Annotated in this window: 15 protein-coding genes; 11 read left to right on the top strand and 4 right to left on the bottom strand. The window is 70.0% G+C overall.

Annotated elements, in window-relative coordinates:
• Positions 1-44: 44 nt before the first annotated feature.
• On the bottom strand, positions 45-245 hold the full coding sequence (locus tag ACIQJT_RS30910; RefSeq protein ID WP_007385362.1) for a DUF4236 domain-containing protein: 201 nt from the start codon (positions 243-245) through the stop codon (positions 45-47).
• Between the two features lie 604 nt (positions 246-849).
• On the opposite strand from ACIQJT_RS30910, the gene ACIQJT_RS30905 reads away from it, so the two are divergent.
• From ACIQJT_RS30905 to ACIQJT_RS30880, 6 genes are all read left to right on the top strand, one after another.
• Positions 850-3,642 (top strand): aconitate hydratase, encoded by a 2,793-nt coding sequence (locus tag ACIQJT_RS30905; RefSeq protein WP_365456697.1) that lies wholly within the window; start codon positions 850-852, stop codon positions 3,640-3,642.
• Between the two features lie 136 nt (positions 3,643-3,778).
• Positions 3,779-4,240: a hypothetical protein gene (locus ACIQJT_RS30900; RefSeq protein WP_402649047.1), complete on the top strand. Its 462-nt coding sequence runs from the start codon at positions 3,779-3,781 to the stop codon at positions 4,238-4,240.
• Positions 4,237-5,742: a sensor histidine kinase gene (locus ACIQJT_RS30895; protein WP_402649044.1), complete on the top strand. Its 1,506-nt coding sequence runs from the start codon at positions 4,237-4,239 to the stop codon at positions 5,740-5,742. The genes ACIQJT_RS30900 and ACIQJT_RS30895 overlap by 4 nt, the downstream gene beginning before the upstream one ends.
• A 334-nt stretch (positions 5,743-6,076) precedes the next feature.
• Complete coding sequence (locus ACIQJT_RS30890) at positions 6,077-6,625, top strand: DUF1062 domain-containing protein (RefSeq protein WP_402649041.1); 549 nt, start codon at positions 6,077-6,079, stop codon at positions 6,623-6,625.
• Between the two features lie 324 nt (positions 6,626-6,949).
• Positions 6,950-8,014, top strand: a complete 1,065-nt coding sequence (locus ACIQJT_RS30885) for a lytic polysaccharide monooxygenase (protein WP_402649038.1) — start codon at positions 6,950-6,952, stop codon at positions 8,012-8,014.
• Between the two features lie 354 nt (positions 8,015-8,368).
• On the top strand, positions 8,369-11,641 hold the full coding sequence (locus ACIQJT_RS30880; protein ID WP_402649035.1) for a GH92 family glycosyl hydrolase: 3,273 nt from the start codon (positions 8,369-8,371) through the stop codon (positions 11,639-11,641).
• Here the strand turns inward: ACIQJT_RS30880 and ACIQJT_RS30875 are convergent.
• On the bottom strand, positions 11,622-12,626 hold the full coding sequence (locus tag ACIQJT_RS30875; protein ID WP_402649032.1) for an acetylxylan esterase: 1,005 nt from the start codon (positions 12,624-12,626) through the stop codon (positions 11,622-11,624). The genes ACIQJT_RS30880 and ACIQJT_RS30875 overlap by 20 nt on opposite strands.
• Positions 12,627-12,829: 203 nt before the next feature.
• On the opposite strand from ACIQJT_RS30875, the gene ACIQJT_RS30870 reads away from it, so the two are divergent.
• The 4 genes from ACIQJT_RS30870 to ACIQJT_RS30855 all read left to right on the top strand — a co-directional run bounded on the left by ACIQJT_RS30870 (position 12,830) and on the right by ACIQJT_RS30855 (position 17,226).
• Positions 12,830-13,810 (top strand): ABC transporter permease, encoded by a 981-nt coding sequence (locus ACIQJT_RS30870; protein WP_402649028.1) that lies wholly within the window; start codon positions 12,830-12,832, stop codon positions 13,808-13,810.
• Positions 13,804-14,676, top strand: a complete 873-nt coding sequence (locus ACIQJT_RS30865; RefSeq protein ID WP_402649025.1) for a carbohydrate ABC transporter permease — start codon at positions 13,804-13,806, stop codon at positions 14,674-14,676. Before ACIQJT_RS30870 ends, ACIQJT_RS30865 begins: the two co-directional genes overlap by 7 nt.
• Positions 14,677-14,713: 37 nt before the next feature.
• Positions 14,714-16,369, top strand: a complete 1,656-nt coding sequence (locus ACIQJT_RS30860; protein WP_402649022.1) for an extracellular solute-binding protein — start codon at positions 14,714-14,716, stop codon at positions 16,367-16,369.
• Between the two features lie 230 nt (positions 16,370-16,599).
• Positions 16,600-17,226, top strand: coding sequence for a hypothetical protein (locus tag ACIQJT_RS30855; RefSeq protein ID WP_402649296.1), 627 nt, complete (start codon positions 16,600-16,602; stop codon positions 17,224-17,226).
• A gap of 214 nt (positions 17,227-17,440) precedes the next feature.
• On the opposite strand, the gene ACIQJT_RS30850 is transcribed toward ACIQJT_RS30855, so the two are convergent.
• Together ACIQJT_RS30850 and ACIQJT_RS30845 are read right to left on the bottom strand one after the other, a co-directional pair.
• Positions 17,441-19,378 carry an alpha-glucuronidase gene (locus ACIQJT_RS30850; RefSeq protein ID WP_402649019.1) on the bottom strand — a complete coding sequence of 646 codons (1,938 nt, stop codon included), beginning with the start codon at positions 19,376-19,378 and terminating at the stop codon, positions 17,441-17,443.
• A 20-nt stretch (positions 19,379-19,398) separates the two neighbouring features.
• A complete protein-coding gene (locus ACIQJT_RS30845; protein WP_402649016.1) occupies positions 19,399-23,196 on the bottom strand; it encodes a GH92 family glycosyl hydrolase in 3,798 nt (1,265 codons plus the stop codon).
• A gap of 358 nt (positions 23,197-23,554) precedes the next feature.
• Here ACIQJT_RS30845 and ngcE point away from each other — a divergent pair, with 358 nt between their 5' ends.
• Positions 23,555-25,000 carry an N-acetylglucosamine/diacetylchitobiose ABC transporter substrate-binding protein gene (gene ngcE / locus ACIQJT_RS30840; protein ID WP_402649014.1) on the top strand — a complete coding sequence of 482 codons (1,446 nt, stop codon included), beginning with the start codon at positions 23,555-23,557 and terminating at the stop codon, positions 24,998-25,000.
• Positions 25,001-25,026 lie beyond the last annotated feature (26 nt).

Below are 25,026 nucleotides of genomic sequence, written 5' to 3'. Positions count from 1 at the left end.
GGGGGTCCGTTCGGGGGAGGGGCCCGGACGGACCTGGGGCGACGTCAGTGGCGCTTGGCGGTGCGGGTCCGGCGCCATCCGAAAGGTCCCGGCAGGTCGACCGATGTCGTACGACGTCCCGTGCTGCTGTGGGTGTGCTTCGGCCCGTGGCTTCCGCCGCCGGTCGTGATGGACCAGGAGTGCCGGTTGATGTTCAGCCGCACCCCGGGAAGAATCCGGAAACTCTTGCGGAAAGTGAGCGGCATGGGGTCCTCCCCTTGAAGTTCGGTCGCGTGCTTTCGACGTCGTTCGCATACCCCCGCTCGGCGAAGAGATGGCTGCCGCGTTCACACCGGCCCGTGGTGGTGGGCGAGTTGGGGAGGCGGGGGTGGCGGTGGAGGTGTGGTGCGGACGGGGGTTCGCGCGGGCCCCGGTGCCCCTCCTCGGCGGCCTCTCCTTGGTGCCCCTCCCGGCGGCGTCACGATCCGCTGCGGCCCAGCTCCACGGCCCGCGACGGCCGGCTTCGCGGTCCCTGCCGACCGCTTCCACGGTCCGCGACGGCCGTCTCCGCGGTCCCTGCCGGCCGCCTCCACGATCCGTGGAGGCCGGCTCCGCGATCCGAGGTGGCCTCCGCCCTCGTAGTGGTTCCGCGCACATCGGGACATCGCAGCGAGGCCGGGCATGACCATCCCGGCCTCATGTACTAGAGTTATCTCGACATCGAGATATCTGCCGAGGCGTACCGCAGTCGCACGCTTTCGCTGGGTCTGGCAGTAAGGCATACCTAACTTAGCCTTACCTTAGCGGATCGGCCAAGACGGCGTGGCGGCAGGATGCGGTGGTAAGCGCACAAAAATGAAGGAGACTGTCGTGTCGGCGAACAGCTTCGACGCCCGCGCCACGCTGAGCGTGGGCGACGAGTCGTACGAGATCTTCCGGCTGGACAAGGTGGAGGGCTCGGCCCGCCTGCCGTACAGCCTCAAGGTTCTCCTGGAGAACCTCCTCCGTACCGAGGACGGCGCGAACATCACCGCCGACCACATCCGCGCCCTCGGCAACTGGGACTCCCAGGCCCAGCCGTCGCAGGAGATCCAGTTCACGCCGGCCCGCGTGATCATGCAGGACTTCACCGGCGTGCCCTGTGTCGTCGACCTCGCCACCATGCGTGAGGCCGTGAAGGAGCTCGGCGGCGACCCCGCGAAGGTCAACCCGCTGTCCCCGGCCGAGCTGGTCATCGACCACTCCGTCATCGCGGACAAGTTCGGCACCCACGACGCCTTCGCGCAGAACGTCGAGCTGGAGTACGGCCGCAACCGCGAGCGCTACCAGTTCCTGCGCTGGGGCCAGACCGCGTTCGACGACTTCAAGGTCGTCCCGCCGGGCACCGGCATCGTCCACCAGGTGAACATCGAGCACCTGGCCCGCACGGTCATGGTCCGCAACGGCCAGGCGTACCCCGACACCCTCGTCGGCACCGACTCGCACACCACGATGGTCAACGGCCTCGGTGTGCTGGGCTGGGGCGTCGGCGGCATCGAGGCCGAGGCCGCGATGCTCGGCCAGCCGGTCTCCATGCTCATCCCGCGCGTCGTCGGCTTCAAGCTGACCGGTGAGCTCAAGCCCGGCACCACCGCCACCGACCTCGTGCTGACCATCACCGAGATGCTCCGCAAGCACGGCGTGGTCGGCAAGTTCGTCGAGTTCTACGGTGAGGGCGTCGCCGCCACCTCCCTCGCGAACCGCGCCACCATCGGCAACATGTCGCCGGAGTTCGGCTCGACCGCCGCGATCTTCCCGATCGACGACGAGACGATCAAGTACCTCAAGCTCACCGGCCGCTCCGAGCAGCAGCTCGCGCTCGTCGAGGCGTACGCCAAGGAGCAGGGCCTCTGGCTGGACCCGAAGGCCGAGCCGGACTTCTCCGAGAAGCTGGAGCTCGACCTCGCCACGGTCGTGCCCTCCATCGCCGGTCCGAAGCGCCCGCAGGACCGCATCGTCCTCGCCGAGGCCGCCCAGCAGTTCGCCAAGGACGTCCTCAACTACGTCGAGGCGCCCGTCGCCCAGCAGACCGCCGCCTCCCCGGTCGACGAGGCCAGCGCCGAGTCCTTCCCGGCCTCCGACGCCCCGGCCTACGGCAGCCAGGAGAACGGCGCCGGCGCGCCGCAGCACGCCGACGGCACCGGCGCCGCCGTCCCGTCCAACCCGGTCACCGTGACCGCCCCCGACGGCTCGACGTACGAGATCGACCACGGCGCGGTGACGGTCGCGGCCATCACCTCCTGCACCAACACCTCGAACCCGTACGTCATGGTCGCCGCCGCGCTCGTCGCGAAGAAGGCCGTGGAGAAGGGCCTGACCCGCAAGCCGTGGGTCAAGACCACCCTCGCCCCGGGCTCCAAGGTCGTCACCGACTACTTCGACAAGGCGGGCCTGACCCCGTACCTCGACAAGGTCGGCTTCAACCTGGTCGGCTACGGCTGCACCACCTGCATCGGCAACTCCGGCCCGCTGCCGGAGGAGGTCTCCAAGGCCGTCAACGACCACGACCTCGCGGTCACCTCGGTCCTCTCCGGCAACCGGAACTTCGAGGGCCGTATCAACCCCGACGTCAAGATGAACTACCTGGCCTCCCCGCCGCTGGTCGTCGCGTACGCCCTCGCGGGCTCCATGAAGGTGGACATCACCAAGGACGCGCTGGGCACCGACCAGGACGGCAACCCGGTCTACCTCAAGGACATCTGGCCCTCCGAGGCCGAGGTCAACGACGTCGTGGCGAACGCCATCGGCGAGGACATGTTCAACAAGTCCTACTCCGACGTCTTCGCGGGCGACGCCCAGTGGCAGGCCCTGCCGATCCCGACCGGCAACACCTTCGAGTGGGACGCCGAGTCGACCTACGTCCGCAAGCCCCCGTACTTCGAGGGCATGACGATGGAGACCACCCCGGTCTCCGACATCACCGGCGCCCGCGTGCTCGCCAAGCTCGGCGACTCGGTCACCACCGACCACATCTCGCCCGCCGGTGCCATCAAGGCCGACACCCCGGCCGGCAAGTACCTCACCGAGCACGGTGTGGAGCGTCGTGACTTCAACTCCTACGGCTCCCGCCGAGGCAACCACGAGGTCATGATCCGCGGCACGTTCGCCAACATCCGCCTGCGCAACCAGATCGCGCCGGGCACCGAGGGCGGCTACACCCGCGACTTCACCCAGGACGGCGGTCCGGTGTCGTTCATCTACGACGCCTCCCGCAACTACATCGAGCAGGGCATCCCGCTCGTCGTCCTCGCGGGCAAGGAGTACGGCTCCGGCTCGTCCCGCGACTGGGCCGCCAAGGGCACCGCGCTCCTCGGCGTCAAGGCCGTCATCGCCGAGTCGTACGAGCGCATCCACCGCTCGAACCTCATCGGCATGGGCGTCCTGCCGCTCCAGTTCCCCGAGGGCCAGTCCGCCGCGACGCTCGGCCTGACCGGCGAGGAGACCTTCTCCTTCACCGGTGTCGAGGAGCTCAACAACGGCACCACCCCGAGCACGGTCAAGGTCACCACCGACACCGGCGTCGAGTTCGACGCGGTCGTCCGCATCGACACCCCCGGTGAGGCCGACTACTACCGCAACGGCGGCATCATGCAGTACGTGCTGCGCAGCCTGATCCGCAAGTAAGCCCCTTCGGGCTCCTGAGGGCCGCACTCCCGGTGACGGGGGTGCGGCCCTCGGCCGTACCCCCGCCGTCGTCGGTCATCACCCACCCTCAGGCGGAACACAGGGTTCCCTCAGCGGACGGGGACACGATCGGTACATGACCGGCACATCCGGGTCCCGAACCGGCCACGTGGGCGGACCCATCCTCGACGACGAGCCCGCGCTCCACGACGTGCCGTCCGTCGCCGAGGCGGCCCGGCGCCCTTGCCCGGCGGACGATCCGCCCGGCACGCCGGACGGGCGCGGCGCCCTTCGTACGTCCCGCTGTCGAGCGCTCCACGCCGTCGTGCTCGACGGCATGCCGCCCGAGCCCGGCGGCCACCGGGTGCCGCGCCGGCCGCGCTTCGGGACCCCGGGGCTGCCCGTCCTCACCCTCGATGAGCTGGTGCCGCGAGTGTGCGGACCGCCGCGCCGGGCCGGGTCCGGGCGCGGCCGTACCGACGGTTCCGTGCGGGTGCTCTCCGACCTGCGCCGCAAGAACGACGGGGCAGGGACACCGGTGATCCACACCGTGCGCGCCCTCGGGCACGCCATCACGGCCACGGGGGAGGGGAGATGAGCCGGCGCCCAAGCGCGGGGATGCGTTCCCGGCCCCTTCGCACCCGCCTGCTCGTCCTCCTCATCGCCACGCTGGTCGTCGTCTGTGTCGCGATGGGCCTGCTCGCGACCCTCCTGCAACGCGCCTACCTGATGGGCGACTTGGACGACCGCGTCCGACACACCGCCGAACGGGTCCTGGACACGGCCTCGTTGCACCCTGGCCTCCAGGACGACCTGACCTTCCTGCGGGAGAGCGGACAACCCGCCGGAGTGCTCTCCGCCCGGCTCGGCGAGGACGGCGCCGTCGTCTCCGCGGCCGTCGTCGTCCAGGACGCCCCGACCCACGAGCTCAGCACCGGCCAGCGCACCGCCCTGGCCGGGATCGGCGCGGACGGCGCGATGCACACCCGGACCGTGCCCGGCCTCGGCGCCTACCGGGTCACCGTGCTCGTCGACGGCGGCGTCCGGGTGCTGGCCGGCCTCCCCCTGGACGACGTCCAGGACACGCTCAGCGGACTCGTCCTGATCGAGGCGGGTGTCGCCCTGGCCGGACTCGCCGTAGCGGGCTGGGTCTGCGCGGTGGTCGTACGACGGCAACTGGGCCCCCTTTCCCGAGTCGCCGCGACCGCCGCCGAGATCTCCCGCGCCCCGCTCGGACGCGGCGAGGTCACCGCTGGCACCCGGGGGCCCGGACGCGACACCGACCCCGGCAGCGAGGCCGGACAGGTCGGCGCCGCGCTCAACCACCTCCTCGACCACGTGGAGTCCTGTCGCGCCGAGCGACGGCGCGGCGAGGAACGCATGCGGCGCTTCCTGGCCGACGCCAGCCACGAACTGCGGACCCCGCTCGCCTCGATCGCCGGGTACGCCGAGCTGATGAACCGCGGCACCGACCGCGTCGAACCGGTGCTGGCCTGGCGCCGCGTCTCGGCGGAGTCGGCCCGGATGACGGGCCTGGTCGAGGACCTGCTCCTGCTCGCCCGGCTCGACGAGGGACGCGCCCTGCACCTCGCGGAGGTGGACCTCGCGGCCCTGGTCGCGGAGGCCGTGTGGGAGGCGCGGGTGGCGGGCGGCGGCCACGACTGGCAGCTCGAACTCGACCCGGACGCACCGGCGTCGGTGATCGGTGACCAGGCCCGGCTGCACCAGCTGGTGGCCAACCTCCTGTCCAACGCGAGGATGCACACGCCGGCCGGCACGAGGGTGACGGCATCGGTGGAGTCCGCGGACGGCCGCTGCGTGATCCGCGTCCGCGACAACGGCCCCGGGATCCCCCCGGCCCTCCTGCCCACGGTCTTCGAACCCTTCACCCGGGCGGACGCCTCCCGCTCCCGCGCCGACGCCGGCTCCGGCGGATCGGGCCTGGGGCTGGCCGTCGCGGCGGCGATCTCGGCGGCCCACGGAGGCCGTATCCAGCTGCACAGCGTCCCGGGCCGCACCGAGTTCACGATCGACCTCCCGGCGGCCCTGGAGACGGGGGTGGGGGAGAGGGCGGTCTCCGGGAACGGGGCACCGGTATGACTTCCGCGTACGGGGGCGGAGCCGGGCTCGCGCCGCCGACGTACGACAGCGGCGAGTGCGGGCCCACGGCCGGGAGCGGAGGCGCACGGCTGGAGGGACACAGGTCTAACGCCGGGAGTAACGCGGGTGGAGCGCCTCCGCCGGCCCCCGCCGCCGAAATCCAGTGGATCAGCGCAATAGCCCCCCATTACGGTGCTGCCGAACCCAGTCCCCGAGGCAAGGACGTGCCGTTGTACACCGTGTGAGACCCCCCGAGTGCTGATCGGTCGCGCGTCGCACCTGTGCGCCGCGCTGCTTTCCGCTGCGGTCTTCTCACTGAAACCGGTGTACTTCTGTGCTCACCAACTGGGTGGTCGCGCCCACCTGCCTTCCGCTCGTCCGCCGCCGTTGCCACACATGCGCGTCGGAACGCTTCCGGCCCGACGGCAAGTTCCGTGTCAACGCGCACCACAAGCTCCTCGACGCCTGGCTCCTCGTCCTCTGCACCGCCTGCGGACAGACGGCGAAGCTGACGGTCCTCGAACGGACGCACGTGCGTGACGTACGACCCGAACTGCTGGACCGGCTGCACGCCAACGACCCCGCCCTCGCTGCCGAGTTGCTCCAGGACCCGGCAGTGCGGCGCCGCAACCGCACAGCCCTCGACTGGGACGGCGCCTGGCGTCTCGACACCGGCGGATGGGACCATCTGGACCGTGAGGTCATCGACGTCGCGGTTCGCTTCGCGGCACGCATCCCAGTCCGTCCGGCACGGCTCATCGCCGAAGGCTTCGCCCTATCCCGGGCCGAGGTCGAAAGACTCATCGCGGAGGGCCAACTGGTCTCGGCGGTCCGGCTGAACTCCCGACTCTCCGACACCTTCACGTTCACACTCAAGCGCTGAAGCAGGAACGGCACTTGGGGCCTGCGAGGCGGGGCTCCAAGTGCCGGGCACCCCCGGGAGGCCCCGGCTGACCCTGCACGCCCCCCAGCTGACCCCGCACCCCCGCCAGACCCCGCGCCCCTACCGCCCACCCCCACCCCCTATCCCCCACCCCCAATCCCTCGCCCCCTGTTTACACGCACCCCACTTCGCGCTACCTTCCGCAACACGTGGGGTGGGAGCGCTCCCATACGGACGGACCGGAACCCGCCCGTGTGCCGCCCCCATCCCACGGCAACCACACACCCCGCACGGCCCGTACCTCAAGGAACGGACTGGACTGTCATGATCCTGACAAGATTGTCGAGGGTGACCCGTCCCAGAGCCCTCTTCCTGGTCCTCGTCTCCCTCCTGGCCACCGTCCCCGCCCTCAGCCTGGTCCTCACGGCCGGAGTCACGGCCGAGGCCCACGGCACCCCGATGAAGCCCGCCAGCCGCACCTTCCTGTGCTGGCAGGACGCCCTGACCGACACCGGCGAGATCAAGCCGGTCAACCCGGCCTGCAAGAACGCGCAGGCGGTCAGCGGCACCACCCCGTTCTACAACTGGTTCTCCGTGCTCCGCTCGGACGGCGCCGGCCGCACCCGGGGCTTCGTGCCGGACGGCCAGCTCTGCAGTGGCGGCAACACCAACTTCACCGGCTTCGACGCCCCCCGCGACGACTGGCCGCTCACCCACCTCACCGCGGGCAAGACGGTCGACTTCTCCTACAACGCCTGGGCCGCGCACCCGGGTTGGTTCCACGTCTACGTCACCAAGGACGGCTTCGACCCGAAGAAGACCCTCACCTGGGACGACATCGAGGCCCAGCCCTTCCTCAGCGTCGACCACCCGCCGCTGAACGGCAGCCCCGGCACCGTCGAGGCCAACTACTCCTGGACCGGGCAGCTCCCGGCGGCCAAGTCCGGCCGCCACATCATCTACATGGTCTGGCAGCGCTCGGACAGCGCGGAGACCTTCTACTCCTGCTCCGACGTCGTCTTCGACGGCGGCAACGGCGAGGTCACCGGCATCCACGAACCGGGCAACCCCACCGAACCCGTGCCGGGCACCTGCACCGCCACCCGCAAGACCACGGGCACATGGAGCGGCGGCTACCAGGCCGAGGTGACCGTCACCAACTCCGGCGACGTCCCGATGCTGGGCTGGATGGTCGACTGGACCCTCCCGGCCGGCCAGAAGGTCGAAAGCCTCTGGAACGGCAACGCCACCTACGCCGGCCAGAACGTGATGGTCCACAACGCCAACTGGAACGGCTCACTGAGTCCGGGGCGGAGCGCGACGTTCGGATACGTCGTCACCGGCTCCGGAGCTGACACGGCCACGACTCTTCCCTGCCGCGTCGGCTGAGTGGCCGTCAGATCACGCTCGGACCTTCCGCTCAGGGCGGACCCGGTGGGGCTGTGCGCCACCGGGTCCGCGAGCCGTGTCGGCGCAGGGGGGTGGTGACCGACGCGGATGGTGCATGGCTTGTGACGACGCGACGCGCGACAACGTTGTCTACGTGGTCTGTACATGACTCTACCGTGCCAACGGACAACGATGTCAATTAGGTTGGGGAAATGGCTGGACCGCCCGGGCGACGGCCGCGCGCGCCCCGACAGCCGTACGCACCCTTCCGTGATACGCGTGGCGCACGTTACTGTCCCTGCGGCTTGTGCGACCTGTGGTGCGCGACCCGTCCGAAGGAGGAGGGGCCGCGTCATGCGTTTCCGTCCTGTGTCCCTGCTGCTGGCGGCCGTTCTCGCGGCCACCGGCGCCACTCCCGCCCTCGCGGCACCCGCCGCTTCGCCACCCGGTCTCGTCGACGACCCGACCGCCTACGTGAACCCGCTCATCGGCACGGAGAACGGCGGCAACGTCTTCCCCGGCGCCGTCACCCCGTTCGGCATGTTCTCCTTCAGCCCTGAGAACACCCGGGGCGACGCCACCCGCACCGCCGCCCCCGGCGGTTACCTGTACGGCGCGACTCGCGTCCGCGGCTTCAGCCTCACCCACATGTCCGGCACGGGCTGCGCGGGCGGCAGCGGCGACATCCCGCTCTTCCCGTTCGCGGGCGAGGTGACCTCGTCCCCGGCGAGCGACACCAAGGACGCCGTGTACGCGTCCGACTTCAACCACGCCGACGAGACCGCGGAACCCGGCCACTACAAGGTGGGTCTGGCCTCCGGCGTCACCGCCGACCTCGCCGCCACCGCCCGCACCGGCTCGGCCCGCTTCACCTACCCGGCCGACAAGCCCGCCTCGCTGCTGTTCCGCACCGCCAACTCCGAGGTGGGGTCGGAGGATTCGACGGTGGAGATCGACCCGGCGACCCGGACGGTCTCCGGCTCGGTCACCTCCGGCAACTTCTGCGGCTACCTCGACCCGGAAGGCCAACGCGCCTACTACACCCTGCACTTCACGGCCCACTTCGACCGCCCCTTCGCGGCCACCGGCACCTGGCAGGACGACAGGCTCACCCCCGGGTCCGTCAAGGCCTCCGGCGGCACGGGCGGGTTCTCCCAGGGCGGTCGGCCCGTCGCCGGCAAGGGGGCGGGCGGATACGTCCAGTTCGCGCCCGGCACCGAGCAGGTCGGCGTCCGCATCGGCATCTCGTACGTCAGCCGGGCGGGGGCCGAGGCCAACCTCGCCGCGGAGAACCCGCGCGGGCGCTCCTTCGACGCGGTGCGCGACGCGGCCCGCCGCGCCTGGCGTGAGCGGCTGCGGGCGATCCGCGTAGGCGGCGGCACCGAGGACGAGCGCACCACCTTCTACACCGCGCTCTACCACGCCCTCCTCCACCCCAACGTCATCAACGACGCCGACGGCCGGTACCGGGGCAGCGACGACAAGGTGCACACCGTCGCCCGCGGCCACCGGGCCCAGTACGGCACCTTCTCCGGCTGGGACGTCTACCGCGGCCAGGTGCAGCTGCTGACCCTGCTCGACGCGCGCACCGGCTCCGACGTGGCGCAGTCCCTGTACGAACTGGCCCGCCAGAACGGCGGCGTCTGGGACCGCTGGCTGCACGGCGCGAGCGGCACCCACGTCATGAACGGCGATCCCTCACCCATCGCGCTGGCCGGCATCCGCGCCTTCGGCGGCACCGGGTTCGACCTGCGCGGCGCCCTGGACTCCCTCGTACGGGCGGCCACGGTCCCCACCGAGCAGGACCTGTCGTCGGCCGGGAAGCCGGTGCTGTCCGTCGGCCAGCGTCCCTCCCTCGACAAGTACCTGAGGCTGCACTACATGCCGTCCGTCTCCAACGCCTGGGGCGGCGCCGCCGAGACCCTGGAGATGTCCGGCGCCGACTTCGCTCTCTCCCAACTGGCCCGCGCGGCAGGGGAGAAGGACACCGCGGCGGCCTTCACCAAGAGATCCCAGTGGTGGCAGAACAACTTCAACATCGCCGCGGACCCGGGCGGCGGGTACATCGCCAACCGCAAGGCGGACGGCAGTTGGGTCACCGGCTTCACCCCGGGCACCGGGAACGGCTTCGTCGAGGGCACCGCGGCCCAGTACACCTGGATGGTCCAGCACGACCCGGCGGGTCTGTTCGCCGCGATGGGCGGCCGAGCCAAGGCCCTCGACCGCCTCGACGCCTTCTTCCACGACGGCAAGGGCGACTGGGCGTTCACCGGCAACGGCGGCGAGAAGTCCGAGCTGGACAACGAGCCGTCCATCAACGTCCCCTACCTGTACGCCTACGCGGGCGCCCCGTACAAGACGCAGGAGACCGTCCGGGCCGCCATGCGGCAGCTCTGGTCGACCCGGCCGGGCGGCATCCCCGGCAACGACGATCTCGGCGCGATGTCCGCCTGGTACGTCTTCTCCGCACTCGGCATGCACCCGCAGGTGCCGTCGCGGTCCGAACTCGTCCTGGCCTCGCCGCTGTTCCCGCGTATCGAGATCGACCGGCCCACCGGCAACGACATCTCCGTCCGTGCGGAGGGAGCGGCCGCCGACGCCCCGTACGTCCACTCCCTGAGGGTGAACGGCCGCAGCAGTCAGGCGCCCTGGCTGCCCGCGTCCTTCGTGCGCGACGGCGGCCGGCTCGACTACACCCTCTCCACCGAGCCCGCCCCGGCCTGGGGAGCGGACGCGGCGCCGCCTTCCTTCCGCGAGGGCGAGCAGCCGTACCAGATCGGCGTCGGCCCGACCACGGCGAAGCTCGCCCCGGGCGGCAGCACCAAGGTCGGGGTCCGGGCGCTGTCCCTGAGCGGCGACGGCAAGGGCCCCGAGGTCCGCTTCCGCGTCGAGACCCCGGAAGGCGTCACCGCGAGCCCCGCCGAGGGCACCGTGGCCGACGGCTCGCAGGAGATCACCCTGAGCACCACCGAGGGCACCGCGCCGGGGTACTACGACGTCACGGTCGCCGTCACCTCGGAGGACACCGCGTACCAGCAGCCGGTGTCCCTCACGGTGGCCGCGCCCGGCACCCTGCTCGCCGCGTACGACAACACCGGGATCTCGGACGACTCCGGCGACCACGACGAGGCCGACTACGACGGCGGCGGCTGGAGTTACTCCCGCCAGGCGCTGGAGGCGGCCGGCCTCACCGCGGGCAGGCAGGGCACGGTGGGCGGCCTGGCCTTCACCTGGCCGGACGCGCCGAACGGCCGCCCCGACAACGCCACGGCATCCGGGCAGACACTCCAACTGGACGCGCCGGTCGGCAGGTTGTCCTTCATCGGCAGCGCGGTCAACGGCAACCAGCAGGGCCAGGCCGACGTCACCTACACCGACGGCAGCACCGGCACGGTCGAACTCGCCTTCACGGACTGGACCGTCGGCGGAGGCGGCGGCACCGTCCAGTACGGCAACGAGGTCGTCGCCCGCGCCGCCTACCGCAACGTGGCGGGCGCGGACCGGGACCCGGTGGCCACGTACGTCTTCGCCACGAAGCCCTTCACGGCACCGGAGGGCAAGAGGATCGCGAGCGTGACGCTGCCGCGGAACACGGACCTGCACGTGTTCACCCTGGCCGGCGACTGATCGGCAGGACTCCGGCCAGCCAGTCGAGTTGGCGGCGCACGTGCACCGCGTCGCCGCCCTCGTGGCCGTTGTAGGGGTAGGCGTGGATCTCCTTGCGGGGGTCCACGCCGGTCAGCTCGCCGTAGCGGTTGAAGGCCGCGTACGCCCCGCTCGGCGGGCACACCGTGTCGCGCAGCCCCGTCCCGAAGTGGGCCGGGGCGGCAGCGCGCCGCGCGAAGGAGACGCCCTCCATGTACGAGAGCGTGCGGTACGCGGCCTCCTCCGCGCCCCGGTGCACGGCGAGGTACGCGCCGATCTCGCCGTACGGACTCGCGTCGGTCAGCTCCAGGGCGCGCCGGATCCCGCACAGGAAGGGAGCGGTGACCAGGACCGCCGCCAGGTCCGGCACCAGTCCCGCGACCGCCAGCGCCAGCCCGCCGCCCTGGCTGTTGCCGACGGCCACGACGCGTTCCCCGTCCACGTCCGGCAGGGCCCGCACCGCCGCGACGGCACGCACCGCGTCCGTGATCAGCCGCCGGTAGTGGTAGGCACGCGGATCGAGCAGCCCCCGTACGGCGGGACCCGGGCCGCCCGGCGCCGAGGCGTGCGGGTCGGGGGTCGCGCCGCCGTTGCCGTACTGGTCGCCCTGGCCGCGGTTGTCCATCAGCAGGTGCGCGTATCCCGCGTTCACCCAGGTCAGACGCTCGTGGGGGAGGCCGCGTCCACGGCCGTAGCCGGCGTACTCGACGACCGCGGGCAGCGGCTCGGGCACCCCGGCGGGCCTGCTGTACCAGGCGCGCACCGGATCGCCGCCAAACCCCCGGAAGGTGATGTCCCAGGTCCGGGTCAGCCGCAGGCCGTTCTCCGCGGGGCGCACCGACACCAACACCTCCGTCCGCGCGGCCTCCTTCAGGGTGTCACGCCAGAACTCGTCGAAATCCGGGGGTTCCTGGACATCGGGACGGTAGTGCTCCAGCTCCGCGGCGGGCAGATCGAACGCAGGCACAGGACACCTCGCATGAGTCGGTCCAAGTAGTGAAACTTGCGGAGGACGCTGGGTTTTGGCCTCCCTGTCCTACCCCACTCCTGTCCCGCCCATCTCCCGCACGCCCCATTGACAGCGCTTTCTCCCGCCCTCTAAGTTGCCGCGAAGTTACCGGTAAGAGCTCGAAAGTTTCGGTTCCATATCTCCGTCTGAGAGGACCGAGCATGAGCACATCCGTCAAGTCGGCCTCTCCACCGTCCAGCGTCGACGACCGGCCCGCGGCCCCCGCCCGTCCCACCCCGCGCCCCGGATGGCGCCGGGCCCTGCGCCGTGACTGGCAGCTCTACTCGCTGGCCGTCCTGCCGCTGCTGTTCTTCCTGGTCTTCCGCTATCTGCCGATGATCGGCAACGTGATCGCCTTCCGGCGCTTCGAGCCCGGCGGCTCGATGTTCGGCGAGGACTGGGTGGGCCTGCGCTATGTGCGCATGTTCCTCAGCGACCCGACCTTCTGGCAGGTCTTCCGCAACACCCTGTGGCTCGGCGGGCTCACCCTCGTGTTCTGCTTCCCCGTCCCGATCGTGCTCGCCCTGCTGCTCAACGAGGTGCGCAGGCGCTCCCTGAAGCGGTTCGTGCAGTCGGTGTCGTACCTCCCGCACTTCCTGTCGATCGTGATCGTGGCGGGCCTCACGATGCAGATGCTCGCCACCGACGGGCCGGTCAACCACGCCCTCGGCTGGCTCGGCCACGACGAGATCCGCTTCATCCAGGAACCCGGCTGGTTCCGCACGATCTACGTCGGCTCGGAGATCTGGCAGACCGCCGGCTGGGGCACGATCCTCTACCTCGCCGCGCTCACCACCATCGACGAGGACCTGTACGAGGCCGCCCGCATCGACGGCGCCAACCGCTGGAAACAGATCTGGCACGTCACCCTGCCCGGCATCCGCCCCACCATGATCACGCTGCTGATCCTGAACGTCGGTACGTTCATGGCGGTCGGCTTCGAGAAGGTCCTGCTGCTGTACAACCCGCTGACCTACCCGACCGCCGACGTGATCTCGACCTACGTCTACCGGGCGGGCGTGGAGTCCAACAGCTTCAGCTACGCGGCCGCCATCGGGCTGTTCGAGGCGATCATCGGCCTGGTCCTGATCACGTCCGCCAACACGCTCTCGCGCCGCACGGTGGGGACCAGCCTGTGGTGAGGCCGAGCCGCTCCCACCGGGTCTTCCAGGGCGTCAACGGGGTGGTCCTCTCCCTCGTCGTGATCGTGACCCTGTACCCCTTCGTCAACATCGTCGCGCGGTCCTTCAGCGGGGAACGGCAGATCCGGGCCGGTGAAGTGACCCTGTGGCCCAAGGGGTTCAACCTCACCACGTACCGGATCGTCCTCCAGGACTCGATGTTCTGGCGCAACTACGGCAACACCGTGTTCTACACGCTCGTCTCCACCGCCGTGGCCATGGTCCTGACGACCTGTTACGCCTATGTCCTGTCGAAGAAGCACCTCAGGGGGCGCGGGGTGCTCGTCGGCATCGCCGTGTTCACGATGTTCTTCACCGGCGGGCTGATCCCCCACTACATCCTGGTCACCGAGCTCGGACTGAAGAACAGCGTCTGGGCCATCGCGCTGCCGAACGCGATCAGTGTCTTCAACCTGCTGGTGATGAAGGCGTTCTTCGAGAGCCTGCCCACCGAGCTGGAGGAGGCCGCGCAGATCGACGGCCTGAGCACCTACGGCACCCTCTTCCGGGTCGTGCTGCCGCTGTCCAAGGCGGTCGTGGCGACCATGGTGCTCTTCTACACGGTGTCCTTCTGGAACTCCTGGTTCAGCGCGTTCCTCTACATGGACCAGTCCGACCTGATGCCGGTCACCGTCTATCTGCGCAACCTCATCGCCGGTGCCACCGGCGGCGGCAACGCGGGCGCCGGCACTGCGGAGCTCAGCCAGGTCGGGGCGAGCATCCAGGCGGTCACGATCGTGCTCACCGCGCTGCCGATCATCTGCGTGTACCCGTTCGTCCAGCGCTACTTCGTCTCGGGCGTGATGCTCGGCGCGGTCAAGGGCTGACAGCCCGTCACATCCCCAACGGAACAAAGGAGTATCCGTGGAGAACACCGGTTCGCTGTCACGGCGTCAGATCCTCGCCGCCGCCGGGTTCATCGGACTCGCCGGCCTCACCGGCTGCGGCAGCGGTGACGACGGAGGCGACTCCAAGGACCTCTCCAAGAAGCAGAACGGCGCGATGAAGGAGTACCGGGCGGGTCAGCGGTTCAAGGCGTCCAAGGCGCTGTCCTTCTCCCTGCTGCACAACGACAACCCGGTCTATCCCCTCAAGAAGGACTGGCTGTTCTGGAAGGAGGTCACCCGACGCACCGGGGTCACCGTCAAGCCCCTCGACGTCCCGCTCGCCGACTACGAGAAGAAGCGCAGCGTCCTCATCGGCGCGGGCGACGCCCCCTTCATCATCCCCAAGACGTACCACCCCTCCGAGGTCGCGTTCGTCTCGTCCGGCGCGATCCTCCCCGTCAGCGACTACGTGGACCTGATGCCCAACTTCCGGGACAAGGTGAGGAAATGGCACCTGGAGCCCGAACTGGACTCCATCCGCCAGTCCGACGGCAAGTACTACCTGCTGCCCGGCCTGCACGAGAAGCCCAGGTCGGGCTACTCGCTGTCGCTCCGCACGGACATCCTCGACAAGCACGGACTGTCCCTGCCCACGACATGGGACGAGGTGTACGACGTCCTCAGGGCGCTCAAGTCCGAGTACCCCGACAAGTACCCCTGGAGCGACCGCTGGAGCACCAACACCCCGTTCCCGTGCGGCGCGTTGTTCAACTACCTGGGCCAGGCGTACGGCGTCAAGGCGGGATGGAACTACGACAACCTCACCTTCGACACCAAGGCGCAGAAGTTCGTCTTCACCGCGACCCAGGACGCCTACCGGCAGATGATCGAGTACCTGAGGAAGATCGTCGCCGAGAAGCTCCTCGACCCCGAGAGCTTCACCCAGCAGGACGACCAGGCCGTGCAGAAGCTGCTGGCCGAGAAGTCGTACGTGATCAGCGCCAATCCGCAGGAGCTGGTGCAGAACTACCGCTACAACCTGAGCAAGCAGGTCAAGGGCGCGACCATCGAGATGGTCCCGGTCCCGCTCGGCCCGGCCGGCCCGATCCTGCTGAGCGGCATCCGGCTGGAGAACGGCCTCATGATCTCCAGCAAAGCCCTCAAGAGCGCCGACTTCGTCGCGATGATGCAGTTCGTGGACTGGCTCTGGTACTCCGACGAGGGACAGAGGTTCTGCAAGTGGGGCGTCGAGGGCGTCACGTACACCGAGTCCGGCGGCAGGTACACGCTGAAGCCCGGGATCTCGCTGATGGGCTCCGACCCGGACGCCCCGAAGGATCTCCAGAAGGACTACGGCTTCTTCAACGGCGTGTTCACCTACGGCGGCAGCTGGGAGCTGGTGTCCTCCAACTTCAGCCCGGACGAGAAGAAGTTCCAGGACGTCATGTCCCAGCGCAGGGAACTCCCCGTCGACCCGGCCCACCCGCTCCAGTCCTTCGAGCAGGAGCAGGCGACCCTGTGGGACACCCCGCTCAAGGACCACGCCATCCAGAACACCCTCCAGTTCGTGCTCGGCAAGCGCCCGATGTCCGAATGGGACGCGTTCGTCGCCGAGTCGAAGGCGAAGAACATGCAGCAACTCGTCGACCTGCACAACAAGGCGTACGAGCGGTTCAAGAAGGAGAACGGGTGATCCCCCGCGTCCCCGCCGAACTCCCGGGCCGCCTCTCCGACACCTGGCGCCACTGCGCCGGCACCGGCACCGGCAGGACCGAACTCGCCCCGCGCCGCGTGAGCCGGGTGCGGGCCACGGCCGGCCGCACCGCAGCACACGGCCCGCCGACGGGAGGGCGGCACCAGGAGCGCCACCCACCCCACACCCCGCCCTCCTTCGGCACCGGTTCGCTCTCCCGGGCGGCGGCCCTGATCCACACCCTCGTCACCGTCGAGGGCCTGTTCCTGGTCGCCGCCTCCCCGGGACTCGCGGGCCTGCTCCTGCTGGGCCCCGCCCCCGCCAACCTCCCGCTCGCCGCCGTGTGCCTGCTGCCCCTCGGCCCGGCCACGGCCGCCGCCCTGTACGCCCTCCACCACCGCGACCGCGACCTCGCCGACCTCCACCCCGCCCGCTCCTACTGGCGCGGCTGGCGGCTCAACGCCGTCCCCGCTCTGAAGCTGTGGACACCCCTGCTGGCCTGGCTCACGGTCATCGCCTTCTCCCTCACCCACTTCGCCGCCACCGGCCTGCCCGCCTGGTGGGCCGTGCTGCTCGCGGCCGTCGGCGTCGGCTCCCTCCTGTGGGGCGCGCACGCGCTCGTCCTGACCGCCTTGTTCGTGTTCCGGGCGAGGGACACCGCGCGCCTCGCCGGCTACTTCCTGTTCCGGCACCGCCGCGCCGGCCTCGGCGCCGCCTCGCTGCTCGTCCTGACGGCCGCCGGGACCGCCGCGCTGACCGAGGCCCTGCCGGCCCTGCTGGCCGCCCCGATGCTGCTGTCCCTGCTGCACAGCAGCCGCCCCGTGATCGCCGAGACCGAGGAGGACTTCACCGCTTGACCCGTCGAGCTCCGGGATTCCTTACGGCGGCGACCACGACCCCGAGCAGTGGCCGCGGGAGGTCCGGGACGCCGCCTGTTCTTCCTCCTCAACCACGCTGACACGGCCGCGGAGTCGAGGGCGCACGCCACCGTCACCCACCTGCTCACCGGCAGACGGACAGCGGCCGGCGCCCCCTCGCCCTCGACCCGGGAGCCCTGGCGGTCCTCCGGCTTCAGTGGATCGTGCGCCCCCGTTCGTCCGGCACGCCCGACTTCCGGAAGAAGTAGCTGTTCACCTGGTCACGCCACTCGCGGGCACTGCGGAGCTGCTCCTCGAACCGCTCCGTCACCCGCGCGTGGCGCTCCGGGTCCACGAGACCCGCCAGCGAGGCCCACACCTCCCGGGCCGCCTCCACCTCCGCCACACCCTCGAAATGGGTGTCGTAGATGTGCTGGATCACCGTCTTCCCGCTGTGCAGCACATGGTCGTACGACACGTGGTGGAAGAACAGCAGCAGCTCGTCCGGGCAGCTCTCCACCGACTCGTACAGCTCGGCCCAGGGCTTGGCGTACTGCCCCGCGTACCCGGTCCCGCCCGCCACGCTCCGGTCGACACCGACGCCGTCACGGTCGGCGAAGTGGTACGTGCCCCAGGGGCTGTACTCGTAGCCGTCGACGCTCGGCCCGTAGTGGTGCCCCGGCTGGACCATGAACCCGACGCCCAGCGGAGCGGTGTACTTCTCGTACGTCCGCCAGGACTCGCCCAGGATCGCGCGCAGACCCGCGGTGAGCCGGGGCTCGCCGCCGAAGGCGAGCCCGATCCACTCGTCGAGGACCCGGCCCGGATCGGCGTCCGGCTCCCAGGCCAGCCGCCCGAACGTGTACAGGTTCGCCTGGGCCAGCGGATGACCGGTCCAGAAGGGGTCGTCCCCGACGTTGGACACGGCGACGAGCCCGCCGCGCACCAGCTCGCCGACCGTGGACCCGCCGTCGATCCGGAAGCGCAGCACCTCGCTCCACATGGGCCCCAGCCAGCACACGTGCCGCTGCTGACCGGTGTACTCCTGCGTCACCTGGAACTCCACGGCCAGGCGTGTGCCGGGCATCGCCCCGATCAGCGGGGAGACCGGCTCCCGCACCTGGAAGTCCATCGGCCCGTGCTTGACCTGGAGGACGGCGTTGTCCGCGAACTCCCCGTCCAGCGGCACGAAATGGTCGTAGGCGGCCCGCGCCCGGTCGGTCGAGCGGTCCCGCCAGTCCTGGCGGTGGTCGTAGACGAACGCCCGCCAGTGGACCGTACCGCCGTACGGCTCCAGGGCGGCGGCCAGCATGCCGGCCCCGTCGGCGTGGCTGCGCCGGTACGCGAACGGGCCCGGCTGCCCCTCGGAGTCCGCCTTGACCACGAACCCGCCGAAGTCGGGGATCGCCGCGTACACCCGGGCGGTCGCCTCCGCCCACCACGCCCGCACCGACGCGTCCAGCGGATCGGCCGTGGACAGCCCGCCCAGCACCATCGGCGCGGCGAAGGTCACCGACAGATGGACGCGGATCCCGTACGGCCGCAACGCCCCCGCGAGGTCGGCCACTTCACCGATCCGGTCGGTCAGCAGGCGCGCCTCGGCCGCGTGCACGTTGACGTTGTTGACGGCCACGGCGTTGATCCCGCAGGCGGCGAGCAGCCTGGCGTACGCCCGCACCCGCTCCAGGTCCCCGCGCGCCCTCCCGTCCGCCCAGAACAGCGATCCGCCGGCGTACCCGCGCTCCACCTGGCCCATCACCGGGTGCACGGCCACGTTGTCCCAGTGGTCGAGCATGCGCAGGGCCGACCGGGGCCGATGGACGACAGGGCGGGCCTCGCCGTGGAACGCCGCCTCCCCGAGCCGTACGACGTGGAAGAAGCCGTACAGCAGCCCGCGCGCGCCGGACGCCGTGACGGTCGTACAGCCGTCACGGCGTCCGCAGGTGAACCCCTCGCCGTCGTCGTCCCCGGACAGCTCCAGGACGAGATCGGGGTCCTCGCGCACGACCGCGCCCCCGAACCGCCCGCAGGCCGCGGCCACCTCACCGCGGACCGTGTCCACCAGGGGACCCGAGCCGCGGATCAGGGTCCGCCGGGTGCCGATCGGCCGGAACGCCCACTCCGGCAGCCAGGCCGGATCGACACCCTGCATGGGACCCCCAACACGGCTGCTCAGGCGAGCAGTTCGACTTCGGCGACCACCGCCTCACCGTCGAGCACGAGACGGTACTTCCCGTACGTACCCGCGGACCTCACGGAGAACGCCCGGGTCTGCCGGTCCCACGCGAAGGTCTCCCCGGACCGCCGGTCCAGGGTCTTCCACGTGGTCCCGTCGTCCGACCCCTGGAGCGTCCAGCCGGTCGGCGCCTTCGTACGGTCCGACGACGAGGTCAGCGTGTACTGGACCCCCTTGACCTCGCCGGACACCGGAAGGTCCACCGAGGTCACGGCCGCGTCCGTGGCCGACGTGTCGTCGAACAGCGGCCCGTCACCGGAGAGCACGTCCGCGCGCGGCGTCGGCACCTCGTCGTCCTGGGTGATCGACACCGGGGCCGCGTTCTTCCCCGTGCCCCACTTGGACGGCCGGGGGCCCATGTCGAAGTCGAGGACCGCGCCCTTGGCCAGGACCGAATGGGGGAGCGAAGTCGACCTCCAGGGCTTGCCGTTGACCCTCAGGCCTTGCACGTACACGTTCCGCGCACTGTTCTCCGGCGCCCTGACCACCAGGTCCCGGCCGTTCTCCAGATGGACCGTGGCCTTGGTGAACAGCGGGGAGCCGACGGCGTATTCGCCGCTGCCCATCACCAGCGGGTAGAAGCCCAGTGCCGAGAACAGGTACCAGGCCGACTGCTCGCCGTTGTCCTCGTCCCCGTGGTAGCCCTGTCCGATCTCGCTGCCGACGTACAGCCGCGACAGCACCTCACGGACGTTCTTCTGCGTCTTCCACGGCTGGCCGGCCGCGTCGTACATGTAGTTGACGTGGTGGGCGACCTGGTTGGAGTGGCCGTACATGCCCATCCGGACGTCCCGCGCCTCGGTCATCTCGTGGATGACCCCGCCGTAGGAGCCGACGAACTCCGGCGAGGCCGTCTCCGGCGTCGCGAAGTACTCGTCCAGCTTCTCGGCGAGGCCGGAGCGGCCGCCGTACAGGTTGGCGAGGCCCCGGCTGTCCTGCGGGGCGGTGAAGGCGTACCCCCAGCCGTTGGTCTCGGTGTAGTCGTAGCCCCACACACGCGGGTCGTACTTCGAGGACTCGACGCGCCACTCACCCGTCTTGTCCCGGCCCTGGAAGAAACCGGCCTTGGCGTCGAAGAGGTTCACGTAGTCCCGGGCCCGGTTGAGGAAGTACTCCGACTCCTCCTTGTAGCGCTTCTCACCGGTCTTCGCGTAGAGCGCCCGGCCCATCCGCGCGATGCCGTAGTCGTTGAGGTAACCCTCCAGCGCCCAGGACAGGCCCTCGTGGGTGTCGGTGCTGGTGTAGCCGAGGAAGGGCGAGGTCTCCATGCCCTTGCGTCCCACACCGGAGGACGGGGGCGCGACCGTGGCGTTCTTCAGGGCCGCGTCGTACGCCGACTTCGCGTCGAAGTCGACGCCCTTGACGTACGCGTCCGCGAAGGCCACGTCCGAGGAGGTGCCGGTCATCAGGTCCGCGTAGCCCGGCGAGGACCAGCGCGAGGTCCAGCCGCCGTCCTTGTACTGCTGGACGAAACCGTCGACCATCTCGCCCGCCTGAGACGGCGTCAGCAGCGAGTACGCCGGCCACGTGGTCCGATAGGTGTCCCAGAAGCCGTTGTTGACGTACACCTTGCCGTCCACGATCTTCGCCCCGGTGTGCGTCGGGGTGTCGGGGGACGGCATCGGGGAGAACGGCGAGGCGTACTGGTACTTCGAACCCACCTTCTCGAAGCCGGAGTTGGGGTACAGGTACAGCCGGTACAGGCTGGAGTACAGCGTGGTGAGCTGGTCCTGCGTGGCGCCCTCCACCTCGACCTTGCCGAGGATCCGGTCCCACTGCCCCCGGGCCAGGTCCCGGACCCTCTCGAAGGACGTGCCCTCCGGGATCTCCTGGCGCAGGTTGTCCTTGGCCTGGTCGAGGCTGATCAGCGAGGTCGCGAGCCGCAGCGTGACGGTCCGGTCGGCGCCGGCGTCGAAGCGCAGGTATCCCTTGACCCCGCTCGACGATCCGTCCGTCACCGGCTTGTCGAAGACGCCGTAGACGAAGAGCCGGGTGGCCCCGGTCGACAGCCCGGACTTCACGTCCGAGTACCCGGTGATCACCCCCGCGTCCTTGTCGAGCGAGAGGCCCGCCTGGTCCGTGACGTTGTCGAACAGGACGCTCGCGTCGTCGCCGGGGAAGCTGAAGCGCAGGGCCGCCGCGTGGTCGGTCGGCGCCATCTCCGCCTTCAGCCCGTTCTCGAACCGCACCCCGTAGTAGTACGGCCGCGCGGTCTCGTTCTCGTGCCGGAACGCCAGCTCGCGTGCCTCCCGGCCGGTGTCCGGGGTGCCGGCGGCGGCCGACGGCATCACCTGGAAGGTCTGCCGGTCGCCCATCCACGGGCTCGGCTCGTGGCTCGCGCTGAACGCCTGGATCGTCGGCAGGTTGTCGTCGTTGTTCGCACGTGCGTAGTCGTACAGCCAGCTCAGCGAGGACGCGTTGGTCACCGGCGTCCAGAAGTTGAAGCCGTGCGGCACGGCCGTCGCCGGGAAGTTGTTGCCGCGCGAGAAACCGCCGCTGGAGTTGGTGCCCCGGGTGGTCAGTGCGTAGTCGGACAGGTGCGCCCTGGGCTTCTCGGGCGCGGCCCGCTCCAGCGTGATGTCGTCCAGCCAGCCCCGGAACTTCGCGGGCCCGCTCGGGGAGTCGTAGGCGACGAGGATCCGGTCGACGGTCTTCCCCGCCGCGACCGATCCGATCCGCGCGACCACGTTGTTCCACTGGTTGACGTAGAGCGTCTTCGAGGCGCCCTGCCCGCGCGGCGAGAGCGTGAATCCGTGCTGGTCACGCGCCCCGAGGTCGCTCAGGAAGGTGCCGTCGGTGAAGGCGAGGTCCACCGACACGTTGGTCGAGTCGTAGTCCCGGTCGCCGTCCACCATCGACGGGTAGATCCGGTACGACAGCCGGGTCAGCCGGTCGACCCGCACGTTCACGTCGAAGATCTTGTTGTACGAGTACGCCCGCCCCTCGGCCGTGTGCCGTCCGGCGTAACGCAGGGACTTCTTTCCGGTGAATCCCGCGGCCGCCTTGGCGGTGGGCGATCCGGTCGGGCTGCGGTCGACGAGGGACAGCATGTCCGGGGGCACCGGCCCCTCGTTCTCGCCCGTGGAGAGCTGGAGGTCGGCGAGCTGGAGGATCCCGGAGGCGCCGTTGTTCTTCGTGATCTCCAGCCGGAAGTGCCGGTACTCGGCGACGGCGTCCGCCGGGATGTCGTACGGCTTCGTCTGGAACCGCTCGGCGAAGGTCTCGCCCGTCCGGGTGTCGAGGGTCTTCCAGTCCTTGCCGTCGGTGGAGCCCTTGAGCGTCCAGTCCCTCGGGTCGCGCTCGGCGAAGTCGTTGGCCGAGGTGAGCGCGTAGGTGACCGCCTTCACCGGCTTGTCCAGGTCGAACTCCGCCCAGCCGGTGGACGCGAAGGCCAGCCACTTGGTGCCCGGCTCGCTGTCGGCGAGGTTCTCCTTCACCTCGCCCCCGGAGGCGTTCTCGGCGCTCGCCCGGATGTCGGTGACCCGGTCGGTGACATTGCCCGGGATACCGGTGCGGTAACCGCCGTCGACGCCGGAGGCCCTGCCGCCGTCGACCGTGCTGAGCCAGTCGGGCGCCGGCTCTCCCGCCTCGAAGGAGGAGGCGAACCCCTCGTCGGCGGGGGCGGGAGCCTCGGGCAGGGCGACCGCCGCGCCCTGCGAGCCCACCGTCACGCAAAAGGCGGCCGTGATCACGACCGCCGTACTCCGTCTGAGCCGAGTTCTGTACCGATCCATCGGCGAGTACCCTCCCTGCACAAGGACGGACAACGTTGTCACACAATCCGTGCAAGGATCAGTAGGGGCCCAAGTGGACAGTGATGTCAAGGGCGTTGGGTGCGGCATTCGGGGCCTATGTCGCGGATTTTTCCGGCAAGCTTCGCACAGGGCGCTCATATTTCCGCGAGGTCTCAACTAGAGAACACCCAAGACCAACATTGCATTCGATCTTGCTCACTCGGCCGGAAGTGGACTATACCTGTCGGCGATTCACCCCACTTGCACGTACCTCCTGCACGAACCTGCTTGACCTGACCGCGGTGCCGGGGAGGATCCGGTTCACCGCCTGAGTCCTGGAGAAGGCGAGGACTTGAGCATGGGATCCACTTCCGCAGAAAGCCACGGTGACGCGGGTGTCGGCCGCCGCGATCTGATCAAGCGGTCCGCCGCACTCGGACTGGCCGCCGTTCCCGCGACCGGTTTCCTGTCCGCCTGCGCGAGCGGCGGCGGCGACGATTCGAGTGACGACAGCACCAAGGGCACCACCTCGAAGGACAACCCCTTCGGCGCGGCGAAGGGCAGCAAGCTCGACGTCGTGATCTTCAAGGGCGGCTACGGCGACGACTACGCCAAGGCGTGGGAGGCCGATTTCCAGAAGAAGCTCGGGATCACCTCCACCCACACCGGCACCCAGGAGATCACCGGAAAGCTCCAGCCGCGCTTCAACGCCGGCAACCCGCCGGACATCGTCGACGACTCCGGCGCCCAGCAGATCAAGGTCGACGTCCTCTACAAGAACGGGCAGCTGCTCGACCTCGCCGAGGTCCTGGACGCACCCGCCATCGACGACCCGAGCAAGAAGGTCCGCGACCTGATCATCCCGGGGACCCTCGACGCGGGCCTCCAGGGCGGCAAGGTCGTCGCCCTCAACTACATCTACACCGTCTGGGGCCTGTGGTACTCCGGCAAGCTCTTCAAGGAGAAGGGCTGGGAGGAGCCCAAGACCTGGGACGACTTCCTCGCGGTGTGCCAGGACGCCAAGAAGCAGGGCATCGGCGGCCTCGCCCACCAGGGCAAGTACCCGTACTACATCAACGTCGCCATCATGGACCTGATCGCCAAGAAGGGCGGTCTGGACGCCATGAAGGCGATCGACAACCTCGACCCGAAGGCCTTCGTGGGCTCGGACGCGGCCCAGGCCGGCGTCGAGGCGATCTACGAGGTGGTGGAGAAGGGCCTGTTGATGCCGGGCACCAACGGCCTCACCCACACCGAGTCGCAGACCCGCTGGAACCAGTACAAGGCCGCCTTCATCACCTGCGGTTCCTGGCTGGAGAACGAGCAGCTCAAGCAGACGCCCGCGGACTTCGACATGAAGTTCATGCCGATGCCCCTGCTGCCCGACAGCGCGCTGCCCTTCGAGGCGATCCGGGCCGGTTCCGGCGAGCCCTTCATCATCCCGGCGAAGGCCAAGAACCTGCCGGGCGCCAAGGAGTTCATGCGCCGCATGCTCTCCAAGGAGTGGTCGACGCTCTTCGCCAAGGAGGCCAACTCCCTCACCATCCTCAAGGACGGCGTGGACCCGAGCGTGAAGCTGCGCCCCGGCACCCAGTCCACCGTCGAGGCGTCCAAGGCGGCCGGTGACGACACCTTCCGATACCTGTACACCGAGTGGTACAGCGAGATGGGAGCGGCGATCGAGGCCGCGTCCAACGAGCTGATGGCCAAGCGCATCCAGCCGAAGGAGTGGCTGAAGCGGGCCCAGGCCGCGGTCGACAAGCAGGCCAAGGACCCGGCCTCCAAGAAGAACCACCGGGACTGACCGCAACGCCGTTTCCCGGGCCGGAG

Origin of the sequence: Streptomyces sp. NPDC091972 (assembly GCF_044756385.1) — a bacterium.
Classification (GTDB): Bacteria; Actinomycetota; Actinomycetes; order Streptomycetales; family Streptomycetaceae; genus Streptomyces.
The sequence above is the reverse complement of the archived record's forward strand: the minus strand, read 5'-3'. Positions and strand labels throughout refer to the sequence as shown.